Raw genomic sequence first — 10,778 nt, forward strand, 5'->3', positions numbered from 1 at the left:
GCGATGCAGACCGGCTGGCTGAGCAAGGGCGGCTCCTGGTACTGGCTCGACCCCGAGAGCGGGAGGATGGCCACCGGCTGGGCGAAGGCGGCCGACGGCAAGTGGTACTACTTCGAAGGCTCCGGCGCCATGCGCTCCGGCGGCTGGATGAAGCAGGGATCTTCCTGGTACTACCTGTCCGGCTCCGGCGCGATGCAGACCGGCTGGCTGAGCAAGGGCGGCTCCTGGTACTGGCTCGACCCCGAGAGCGGGAGGATGGCCACCGGCTGGGCGAAGGCGGCCGACGGCAAGTGGTACTACTTCGAAGGCTCCGGCGCCATGCGCTCCGGCGGCTGGATGAAGCAGGGATCTTCCTGGTACTACCTGTCCGGCTCCGGCGCGATGCAGACCGGCTGGCTGAGCAAGGGCGGCTCCTGGTACTGGCTCGACCCCGAGAGCGGGAGGATGGCCACCGGCTGGGCGAAGGCGGCCGACGGCAAGTGGTACTACTTCGAAGGTTCCGGAGCCATGCGCTCCGGCGGCTGGATGAAGCAGGGTGGCACGTGGTACTACCTGAACGGATCGGGAGCCATGCACACCGGTTGGCTCGATTTGGACGGTAAGCGCTACTATCTTGGGGAGTCGGGAGCGATGGTCACGGGAAAGGCCACTATAGAAGGCGAGACCTACCGCTTCGATTCGTCGGGTGCGCTGCTGCCGTCCGACTCCATCATGGGCCCTTCGCTTGCGACGGTGGAGCAGATGGTGACGCTCTTCAACGCGCAGGGCGTTCCTTATCCTGTTGATAAGTACGCGTCGCGAGGGGCTGCCACCATCAAGGACTTTTGCCAGGTGCTGCTGGATCAGGCTCGATCCGAGGATGTCCGCGCCGAGGTGCTGTTCGCTCAGGCCATGGTGGAGACCGGATGGCTGCAGTTCGGCGGAGACGTGGACAGGAACGGCAAAGTGCAGTGCAATTTCGGAGGTCTGGGCGCAACGGGCAACGGCGTTGCTGGTGAAGAGTTCCCAGATGTGAAAACGGGCCTTCTGGCGCAAGCTCAGCACTTGAAAGGCTATGCTTCAACGGCACCGCTCAATCAGTCTTGTGTCGACACGCGATTCGGTCTTCTTGCCGGCAAGCGTGGCTCGGCACCCACGGTCGACAAGCTTTCCGGTACCTGGGCGGCTGACAAGACCTATGGCACGAAAGTCATGAACGTTGTAGACAAGCTTTTGGGTTATTGATTCGGCGGCGACGGGCATCTCCTGCAAAATTCGGCGCGCTCTCCGAGAACGGGGAGCGCGTTTTCTATGTGTTCATATTTTGTAGTAGAAAATTGTAAATGAACATACCGTTCAGATTCTTTAAAATGCAATAAAAAATGAACTTCGACGCACGATCGAGATCGTCTGAATCTGCCATGAAAGGATGCTCCGTTTTGATCACGAAGAACGAATTCGCGGTGCTCGCTGCGCTCGAACGCGAACCGGGGACGAGCCAGCGGGCGATCGCCGCTCGTAAGGCCATGTCGTTGGGTTCGGTGAACGCGGCCTACAAAGCGCTGGTCGACAAAGGGCTTGTCGTCGACGGCGCACTGTCCGACGCCGGGTTCGAGGCGCTCGCTCCTTTTAAGGTGGACAACGCTATCATCTTGGCAGCTGGCCTGTCGTCGCGGTTCGCCCCTATTTCCTACGAGAAGCCCAAAGGTCTGCTGCATGTTCGTGGAGAGATTCTGATCGAGCGTCAGATCCGCCAGCTTCAGGAGTCCGGCATCGACGACATCACTGTGGTGGCAGGGTACAAGAAGGAGTACTTCTTCTACCTTGAAGAGAAGCACGGCGTGTCCATCGTCGTGAACGAGGAATACGCCACGCGGAACAACCATTCCTCTCTCATGGTGGTGCGCGAGCGTCTGGGCAACACGTTCATATGCTCTTCCGACAACTACTTCGTCGAGAACCCCTTCGAGCCGTACGTGTGGAAGGCCTATTACGCTGCCCAATACCAAGAGGGCCCTACGAACGAATGGTGCATGCGTTTGGGTTCGGGCAACCGCATCGTTTCGGTCGATATCGGTGGCAGCGACTCTCTTATCATGCTCGGCCATGTTTACTTCGATAAAAACTTTTCTCGTGCCTTTTCCCGAATACTCGAGGAGGAGTACGATCTGCCGACGACGGCCGATAAGCTGTGGGAAGAGCTGTACGTCGACCATATCGCGGAGTTGGACATGGTTGCGCGCGAGTACCCCGTCGGAACGGTATTCGAGTTCGACACACTCGACGAGCTGCGCGAATTCGATCCGCGTTTCCTGGAAAACGTCGATTCCGAGGCTTTCGACAATATCGTTGCAGCGCTCGGGTGCGACAAAGACGATATTCGCGACGTGTATCCGCTGAAGCAGGGCCTCACCAATCTATCGTGCCATATCCGTGTGGGCGACTCCGAATACGTGTATCGCCATCCCGGCATCGGGACGGAGGGCATCATCGATCGCCGAGCCGAGGTGGTGGCTCAAGGCGTGGCGCGCGATCTGGGGCTTGATCGTACGTTCATCACCGAGGATCCCGAAAAAGGCTGGAAGCTGTCGCGCTTTATCCCCGATTGCCGCCAGCTCGATCCGCATGACCCTGAGCAGGTCAAGCGTGCAATGGAAATGGCTCGTCGCCTGCACGAATCCGGTGCGAAGGTGGAGCGCTCGTTCGATTTCTTCACCGAGGGCAAGCGTTACGAGCGTCTGCTGGAGCGCAAGTCCGGCCGCATTGAAGTGCCGGGTTATGCTGAGATGGCTGCACGGGCCGAGGAACTCAAGCGCTTCGTGGATGCAGACGATGCGCGCATCTGCCTGACCCATAACGACTTCTTCATGCTGAACTTCCTTATCGACGACCAGGACGACATGTCGCTCATCGATTGGGAGTATTCCGGCATGTCCGACTACGCAAGCGATTTCGGCACGTTCACGGTGTGCTGCCAGCTGAGCGAAGAGGAGGCATCGCGTGCCCTTGCGTATTATTTCGGGCGCGAGCCGTCTGCGGCGGAGCGCCGTCACAACTTCGCCTTCGTGGCGCTTGCGGGATGGTGCTGGTACGTGTGGTCGCTGCTCAAAGAGGCAGAAGGGGACATGGTTGGCGAGTGGCTGTACGTCTATTACCGTTACGCGAAGGATTATCTGGACAAGGTGCTGGACTGGTACCGTCAGGGAAGCGACTAAGGGGAGCGCCATGAAGGGTTTTGGAAGAATGAAGTTCGGTCTGACGAGCGGCTTGCTCTGGGGTCTTGACACGGTCGTCCTCGGAATCGGATTGTCGATGAGCCCTTTCATCGGCACTGCCGAGGCGATTGCGTTTGCAGCTATCGCGAGCGCCGCTTTGCATGACATCTTCTGCGCGATCTGGCTGTTGATCTACATGGGCGTGCGGGGTCGTCTGGGCGACACGTTAGCGGCGCTTAAAACGCGCAGCGGCAAGGCGGTCATTCTGGGGGCGCTTTTGGGCGGGCCTATCGGCATGACCGGCTACGTGATAGCCATCAACAATATCGGTGCCGGCTATACTGCCATCATCTCGTCGTTCTATCCTGCAGTTGGCGCCTTCCTCGCCTTCGTGTTCCTGAAGGAACGCATGGCGCCTAAGCAGTTCGTCGCATTGCTGGCGGCCCTTGCCGGTATCATCGTCATGGGCTATGTGTCTTCCGGCGAATCGGAGCTGGGCAATCCGATCCTCGGTTTGTTCGGTGCGCTGTTGTGCGTTTTGGGATGGGGGTCCGAAGCCGTCATCTGCGCTTGGGGTATGCGCGACGATGCCGTCGACAACGAGACGGCGCTTCAGATCCGCGAGACCACGTCGGCGCTCGTGTACGCGATCGCCGTATTGCCGCTATTCGGTGCCTGGGGTTTCACGGCCGCAGTTGTTCCCAGTCTCGCGACGGGCGTGGTAGGGCTGGCTGCTTTGGCTGGAACCGTGTCGTACCTGTTCTACTACAAGAGCATCTCGTCGCCTATCGGGGCGGCGAAGTCCATGGCTCTCAATATCAGCTATTCGGCCTGGGCCGTCCTGTTCGCGCTCGTGTTGCAGGGAACGATGCCGACGCCGATATCGATCGTCTGCTGCGTGGTCATCTTGGCGGGCACTGTATTGGCCGCAAGCGACTGGAACGAGCTGTTCGGCCGTGAGAAGGCGAAAGCGTAGGCGCCTCTGCCTCGATGCCTGCTAGCGCATCGAGGTCGAAAGTCCCTACTCTTCCAGGTTCGTCAGCGCTTCCAGCACGGCAACGTGGCTTTCGCGCAGGCCGGGCATGAGGGTGCGTGCGCTGTCGATATCGTTGGCGCGCAGTGCATCGGTGACTCGCGCGGCCAGGTCGTAAAGGCGCACGAACGACAAGTTGCCGGCGACGCCTTTGAGCGAATGGGCTTCGCGCTCGGCTGCGGCTGCGTCGCCGCTGGCCATCGCGGCTTCGAGCGCATCGACATGCGGGTCGTCCAGGTACTTCACGGCGATGCGGGCGAACAGGGACTCGTTGCCGCAGAATCGCTCCATCGCTTCGGCGTAATCGATGCCGTACCGTGCAAGCATTGCCGTCTGATCGTTCGTCATGGTCTCACTCTCCTGCGTGCTTTTTGTCGAGCGCCCCCATTGCGTGGCGCACGACCATGATAGAGGGTGAGGGACGTGCGCGTCGGGTCGGCAGGGGTCACGTTAGCCGAACGTTACTTCTCCGACCCGTCTTCCACGAACACGCCCTCCTGGTTGAATACGGCCGAGAACGTCTTGAAGAACACTTTAACGTCGAGCGGGAAGGACACGTTGCGCACGTAGTGCACGTCGAGCGCCAGACGGTCGTGCCAGGGCAGCGAGTTGCGTCCGTACACGGCGGCGTACCCGGTGATGCCGGGCTTCACGGTGAGTTTGAGGCCTTCCTCTCCCTCATAAAGCTCCGTTTCGCGGCGCAAGTCGGGGCGGGGCCCTACGACGCTCATGTCGCCTTTCAGTACGTTGAGGAACTGCGGCATCTCGTCGAGCGACGTCTTGCGCATGAAGGCACCAACCCGCGTCATGCGCGGGTCGTCGGCGCCGTTGTAGGTGGAGCCGTCCTCCATGATGAGGTCGGGCGCGTTCACCCGCATCGAGCGCAGCTTGTACATCTTGAAATCGCGCCCGTCTTTTCCGACGCGCGGCGCGTTGTAGAAGACGGGGCCCTTGTCCTCGAAGTGGATGAACGGTGCCAGCACCGCGATGATCAGCAGCACGAAGGGCAGCGCCACCAGCCCTACGACGATGTCGCACACGCGTTTTCCGAAACTCACGTACATCAGCGGACGCCTTCCGCCTCGAGTCCGTCCAGGGCGCGCTTGAACGATCCCGCCACGTAGTCCACGTCCTCGTCGGAGAGCAACGTGTGCAGCGGCAGCGTCACCTCGTTCTCGAACTGCGCAAGCGCGTTCGGGAAGTCGGCGATGGCGAAGCCGAGGTCGCGGTACGCGGTGAGAAGGGGCAGCGGCTTGTAGTGCACGTTCGTCGCCACGCCGTCGTTGGCCATCCGCTCGATGAGCGCGTTGCGGAACGCCGACGATTTGCCCGTGAGGCGCACGAGCATGAGATGCCCGCTCGACTCGAAGTCTTCGCCGTAATGCCTCAGCAGCTCGACATCGCATTCGCCCAGGTTGCGCTCGTAGCGCTCGACGATGGCGCGCCGACGGGCGAGCGAGGCGGGGTAGCGGCGCAGCTGCGCGAGGCCGAGGGCCGCCTGAATGTCGGTCATGTTGCACTTCCACCCGGGGAAGGCGATGTCGTACTCCCAGGCGCCCGCGCGGTTCTTCGCCAGCGCGTCCTTCGTCTGGCCGTGCAGCGACTGCAACATGAACCGGCGGTACAGCTCGTCGGAATCGAACGCGCCCGCGCGCCATGCAAGCGCGCCTCCTTCGGCCGTCGTCAGGTTTTTCACGGCGTGAAACGAGAAGGCGGTGAAGTCGGCCACCGACCCGGAGGGACGTCCCTGATATGTCGCGCCGAACGAGTGGGCGGCGTCGGCTAAGACGATGACGCGATCGAACGCGCTCTGCAGCTCCGTCGCGGGCTTCCAGCGGTCGCTCGCCGAATCGAGTGCGGCGAACAGACGGTCGTAGTCGACCATGCGTCCTGCGATGTCCACGGGGATGACGGCGCGCGTGCGCTCGGTGACGAGATCGGGCAGGGCGTCGTAATCCATCTCGTAGGAGCCGGGCGCCACGTCGCAGAGCACCGGAGTCGCACCCACATGGCAGATGACCGAGCAAGAGGCCGTGTACGTGTAGGCGCTCGTGATCACCTCGTCGCCCGGGCCGATGCCGAAAGCGCGCAGGGCGCATTCGAGCGCTGCGGTGGCCGACGCGAACGTGGCCGAGCGCTCGGCCTGTGCGAAGAGGGCGATCTCGCGCTCGAACTCCTTCGTCTTCGGGCCGGTGGTTATCCAGCCGCTTCTCAGCGCGTCGGCCACCTCGTCGAGCTCCGCCTGCGTGATGTCGGGCGGTGAGAACGAAATGCGTTTCTGCTCAGTCACGATTGCTCCTTGGTACCCTGTAAACGGCGTGCGACCTGCGTGATCGCACGCAATCGGCGTATGCAAGCTCCCTATTTTGACGCGCTCCGCCCGCTTTGGCGAGTCGTTCGACAGAAATCACAGCAACGTGCGCAGCAAATCCACGATCTCGCGGTACGCGCGGGGTTGGTCGAACTCCTTTTCGGCGACGGCACGCGCCTTCGAGCCCATGATCTTGCGCAGCGACGCGTGACCTGCGAGCTTCGCGATGGCGTCGGCCAGCGCCTGCGCGTCTTCCGCTTCGACGTTCGCTCCGAAGCCGTCGGCGGTCACCTTCGCGCGGAACTCGGGGCTCGAGCCTGTGTTGATCATGGGATTCCCGCTGGCCAGGTAGTCGCCGATTTTCGTGACGATGCTCTGCGCCGCCGATTTGACGAGCGAGTTCACCGTGATGTCCGATGCGCACAAGTACGCCGCCATCAGCTCGTAGGCCGTGTAGCCCAGAAAATCCACGGGGGCGTTCAGCTGCACGGCCAGCGCTTCGAGCTTCTCGCGATCGGGACCATCGCCCAGCACCTTCACGCGCACGGGGGGTAGCGCAGGCGGCAGTTCGTCGTCCTTCGATGCGGCGCGCACGAGGCGCCCGCGCTCGAGCAGCGCGGCGGCTTCGACGAGGGTCGCCACGTCATAGCTGGCGCCGAGCGTTCCGGCGTAGACGACCCACAGCTCGCCTTCCGGTTTGCGTACTGCGGGCGCGTTGATTCGGGCGCCCTCGTCGAACGCCGCCAAGTCGTTGCCCACGTACACGGTTGCCTTCGGGTAGGGCTTCGCGCGATCCTTCGCCGGACGCGCTGCGTATTCGTCAGAGGTTCCGACGGCAGCTGACAGCAGCTGATAGACGCGCTTAGCATCGCGCGAGAAGGGGTAGAAGGCCACGTCGCTGACCACGGGCACGTCCACCACCATGCGCATGGCCTCGGGCCATAGGTCGTTGATGTCGGCGACGAAGGGGATGCCCTGCTTGTCGGCCTCTTCGGCGCATACGCGCGCGACGTCGTTCGGCGGAATCTCCGCGTAGACGAGGTCGTAGGTGCCCGCCGTGCGCTCGAAATGCTCGCGCAAATTCTTCGCCGCCACGCGATGGCTGCGAATGCGCGTGAGATCGAGGTTCTTCGTGTAGCCGGGCTCGTCGATGAACACTACGTTGTAGGGAAGGTTTCGGTAGCATGCTTTCGACGTGTCGCGATGCGCCTTGTCCCAATGCTGGAACGATGACGTGATGAGGTCGACTTCGAAGCCCTCGCGCGCGAGCAGCTCCGACAGGAAGCGAAAGCGCGTGTAGCCGCGCGTCTCGTCGCCCAGCTTCACTCCCATCGTGACGACGGCGAGGCGCTTGGGCTTGCGGGTTTGGTATCGATTGATTTCCATAGCAAGCCAGTATACCAACTTATAGAGCCTTCATGCCCGACGGCCCGCGCGAAAACAGGCGCGAGCCGTCGGGACCGCGACAGCTTCCTTCCGTTGCTACCCTTCCTCGTCCTTCTTCGCCACGAGGACGGGGATCTCGGCGGAGCGCAGGACGCCGTAGCTGACGCTGCCCAGCATGCCGCGCAGCACGCCGAGGCCGCGCGAGCCCATGACGATGAGGTCGCAGCCGTGCTCCTTCGCGAAGTCGTTGATGCCGTCGACGGGCGACGGCGCGTTGACGGCGGCGATGTCCACGTCGTTGAGCATGCCGTCGAGCAGCCCTCCGATGGCCTGCTTCATGTCGTCCTTCTCGCGGTCGAGCGCCGCCTCGACGAGCTTCTTGTACAGGTCGGGCTGGATGACCAGCGGCGGCGCGCTCTCGTACGGGTTCGCGTCGAGACCTAGCGCAGGCGGGATGTCGGAGACGAACACGACCCCGATGACGTGCAGCTTGATGGCGGGATCCTCCTCCGCCAGGCCCTTGGCCAGGGTCAATGCATGCAATGCGTGGTCGGATTTGTCGAACGGCACGAGGATGTTGGTGAACTTCATGGTATACCTCCTGATCGTCGCTGATCGGATGGATAAAGTATAGCACGCGGCGCGCAGCGCGGCGAAGCGGCAAGGTTCTGGCGACGGACCGTCACCATCGTCCCTCTCGCGAAACGCAACCGAAACACCGGCGAGTATAATGGTGGTTCGAGAGAGAAAGGATCGTCCGATGACCGTGACCCCCGAGCAAGACTTCGTCCTGAAAACCATCAAGAGCCGCGACGTCCATTTCGTGCGCTTCTGGTTCACCGACGTGCTGGGGCGCATGAAGTCGTTCGCGGTCATCCCGAGCGAGCTGGAGGACGCCTTCGCCGACGGCATGGGCTTCGACGGCAGCTGCATCGAGGGCTTCTGCCGCACGCAGGAGTCCGACATGCTGGCGTTCCCCGATGCCTCCACGTTCCAGGTGCTGCCCTGGCGGCCGGAGTCCAACGCGGTGGCGCGCATGTTCTGCGGCCTGCGCACGCCCGACGGCACGCCGTTCGAGGGCGACCCGCGTCAGGTGCTGGCCCGCACGGTGGAGAAGGCGCAGGAGATGGGGTATGCGTTCAACGTCGGCCCCGAGCTGGAGTTCTACTACTTCAAGGACGCTGAGGGCACCGAGGTGCTCGACCGCGGCGGCTACTTCGACCTGACCAGCCTCGACTACGCTTCCGACCTGCGGCGCGACACCGTGCTCACGCTGGAGAAGATGGGCATCCCCGTGGAATACTCGCATCATGAGAACGGCCCGTCGCAGCATGAGATCGACCTGCGCTTCACCGACGCGCTGTCCATGGCCGACGCGGTGATGACGTACAAGCTGGTCGTCAAGGAGATCGCCATGAAGCACGGTGTGTACGCGTCGTTCATGCCCAAACCCATGGCGGGCGAGCCGGGCAGCGGCATGCACGTGCACCAGAGCCTTTACGACCTCGACGGCAACAACGCCTTCTACGATCCGGACGATCCCCAGGGCTACCGTCTGTCGAAAGTGGCCAAACGCTACCTGGCGGGCCTGCTCAAGTACGCGCCCGAGTTCTGCGCCATCACGAACCAGCACGTGAACTCGTACAAGCGCCTCATCGCCGGCGGCGAGGCGCCTATCTACCTGTCGTGGGCTCGCTCGAACCGCTCCACGCTCGTGCGCGTGCCGGGCTACCGACCTGCGAGCGAGGGCGCGTGCCGCCTCGAGCTGCGCAGCCCCGACCCCAGCGCGAACCCCTACCTTGCCTTCGCCGTCATGCTGGCGGCGGGCCTCGCGGGCATCGAAGAGGAGCTGGAGCTGCAGGAGCCCAACGAGGACCAGGATCTGTTCATGCTGTCGCGCCAGGATCTGCGCCAGCAGGGCATCGCCACGCTTCCCGAGAGCCTGGGCGAGGCGGTGGAGCTGTTCGCGGAATCCGAGCTGATGCGCGCCACGCTGGGCGATCACATCCATTCGTACCTTGTGGCCGCGAAACGCGCCGAGTGGAACGACTACCAGGGGTACGTGTCGCAATGGGAGCGCGACCGCTATCTCGCGGTGCTGTGACGTGCGAAAGGAGGGGGCATGCAGCGCAAGCAGGTGATATTCGTCGCCGACAGCCTCGACAACGCGCATAAGTTCCAGCAGGTGCTGTCGAGCCTGGACGTGGACGTGGCAGCGGGATCCTCCGCCCAGTTCAAGAAGCTGCTCGGGCGCCATCCCGCATGCGATCTCGTCGTATACGAGGCGCGTGGCGGCGCCTCGGAGGACGTGGCCGGCATCGAGGCGCTGCTGCTCGAGGACGGAACGGCATCGCTCCTGGTCATCGTGGGGGAGGGCCAGCTCGCGCGCTTTCGTCTGCCGGTGCAGGTGAAGAGCGACTTCGTGATGCGAAACGCCTCGCCCGAGGAGTGCGCGGCGCGCATCCGCCAGCTGCTGTGGCCCGGCAACGAGGCCGCCACGTCCGACTGCCTCGTCGTGGAGAACATGACGGTGAACCTGGCAACCTACCAGGTCACCGTGGCCGGCGAGCCGCTCGACCTCACCTACCTCGAGTACGCGCTGCTGGCCTTCCTCGTCACGCACCCCTCGCGCACGTACTCGCGCGACGCGCTGCTGCGCCGCGTGTGGGGCTTCGACTACTACGGCGGCTCGCGCACGGTGGACGTCCACGTCCGCCGTATCCGTGCGAAGCTGGGCCCCGAACTGGCTCAGCACCTGGAAACCGTCCGCGGCGTCGGCTACCTCTGGAGCGCATAGGTCGAGCAGTCCGCCACCCGCCCAAACCTCCCAACAAGAACCTCCTCCACCAAGGTA

At 63.0% G+C, this 10,778-nt stretch carries 10 protein-coding genes; 5 read left to right on the forward strand and 5 right to left on the reverse strand.

Annotation, left to right across the window (positions count from 1 at the left end):
* The 3 genes from GT590_RS07935 to GT590_RS07945 all read left to right on the forward strand — a co-directional run.
* The coding region (locus GT590_RS07935) for a glucosaminidase domain-containing protein (protein WP_192925322.1) at positions 1-1,224 on the forward strand (1,224 nt) is incomplete at its 5' end.
* Between the two features lie 194 nt (positions 1,225-1,418).
* Positions 1,419-3,194 (forward strand): NTP transferase domain-containing protein, encoded by a 1,776-nt coding sequence (locus GT590_RS07940; RefSeq protein ID WP_009304109.1) that lies wholly within the window; start codon positions 1,419-1,421, stop codon positions 3,192-3,194.
* A 10-nt stretch (positions 3,195-3,204) separates the two neighbouring features.
* On the forward strand, positions 3,205-4,170 hold the full coding sequence (locus GT590_RS07945) for a DMT family transporter (RefSeq protein WP_009608788.1): 966 nt from the start codon (positions 3,205-3,207) through the stop codon (positions 4,168-4,170).
* 45 nt (positions 4,171-4,215) lie between these two features.
* Here GT590_RS07945 and GT590_RS07950 read toward each other — a convergent pair whose 3' ends face one another.
* The 5 genes from GT590_RS07950 to GT590_RS07970 form a co-directional block, all read right to left on the reverse strand.
* On the reverse strand, positions 4,216-4,575 hold the full coding sequence (locus GT590_RS07950) for an Hpt domain-containing protein (protein WP_009304111.1): 360 nt from the start codon (positions 4,573-4,575) through the stop codon (positions 4,216-4,218).
* A 113-nt stretch (positions 4,576-4,688) separates the two neighbouring features.
* Positions 4,689-5,291: a sugar transferase gene (locus GT590_RS07955; protein ID WP_009304112.1), complete on the reverse strand. Its 603-nt coding sequence runs from the start codon at positions 5,289-5,291 to the stop codon at positions 4,689-4,691.
* Entirely contained in the window at positions 5,291-6,517 is a 1,227-nt protein-coding gene (locus GT590_RS07960) for a DegT/DnrJ/EryC1/StrS aminotransferase family protein (RefSeq protein WP_009304113.1), read from the reverse strand. The genes GT590_RS07955 and GT590_RS07960 overlap by 1 nt, the downstream gene beginning before the upstream one ends.
* 117 nt (positions 6,518-6,634) lie before the next feature.
* Positions 6,635-7,924, reverse strand: coding sequence for a glycosyltransferase family 4 protein (locus GT590_RS07965; protein ID WP_009304114.1), 1,290 nt, complete (start codon positions 7,922-7,924; stop codon positions 6,635-6,637).
* Between the two features lie 96 nt (positions 7,925-8,020).
* Positions 8,021-8,515 carry a universal stress protein gene (locus GT590_RS07970; RefSeq protein WP_009304115.1) on the reverse strand — a complete coding sequence of 165 codons (495 nt, stop codon included), beginning with the start codon at positions 8,513-8,515 and terminating at the stop codon, positions 8,021-8,023.
* A 169-nt stretch (positions 8,516-8,684) separates the two neighbouring features.
* Between GT590_RS07970 and GT590_RS07975 the strand changes: the two genes are divergently transcribed.
* Both GT590_RS07975 and GT590_RS07980 read left to right on the forward strand, forming a co-directional pair.
* Positions 8,685-10,028 (forward strand): glutamine synthetase family protein, encoded by a 1,344-nt coding sequence (locus GT590_RS07975; protein WP_009304116.1) that lies wholly within the window; start codon positions 8,685-8,687, stop codon positions 10,026-10,028.
* An 18-nt stretch (positions 10,029-10,046) separates the two neighbouring features.
* Positions 10,047-10,721 (forward strand): response regulator transcription factor, encoded by a 675-nt coding sequence (locus GT590_RS07980; protein ID WP_009304117.1) that lies wholly within the window; start codon positions 10,047-10,049, stop codon positions 10,719-10,721.
* The last annotated feature ends 57 nt before the right edge of the window (positions 10,722-10,778 follow it).

Origin of the sequence: Eggerthella sp. BIOML-A1 (assembly GCF_009875595.1) — a bacterium.
In the GTDB taxonomy this organism is placed as follows: domain Bacteria; phylum Actinomycetota; class Coriobacteriia; order Coriobacteriales; family Eggerthellaceae; genus Eggerthella; species Eggerthella lenta.

Coding starts and splice junctions, on each gene's coding strand:
- GT590_RS07975 (WP_009304116.1), top strand. CDS start 8,685: ATGACCGTGACCCCCGAGCAAGACTTCGTCCTGAAAACCATCAAGAGC.
- GT590_RS07980 (WP_009304117.1), top strand. CDS start 10,047: ATGCAGCGCAAGCAGGTGATATTCGTCGCCGACAGCCTCGACAACGCG.
- GT590_RS07955 (WP_009304112.1), bottom strand. CDS start 5,291: ATGTACGTGAGTTTCGGAAAACGCGTGTGCGACATCGTCGTAGGGCTG.
- GT590_RS07970 (WP_009304115.1), bottom strand. CDS start 8,515: ATGAAGTTCACCAACATCCTCGTGCCGTTCGACAAATCCGACCACGCA.
- GT590_RS07965 (WP_009304114.1), bottom strand. CDS start 7,924: ATGGAAATCAATCGATACCAAACCCGCAAGCCCAAGCGCCTCGCCGTC.
- GT590_RS07950 (WP_009304111.1), bottom strand. CDS start 4,575: ATGACGAACGATCAGACGGCAATGCTTGCACGGTACGGCATCGATTAC.
- GT590_RS07945 (WP_009608788.1), top strand. CDS start 3,205: ATGAAGGGTTTTGGAAGAATGAAGTTCGGTCTGACGAGCGGCTTGCTC.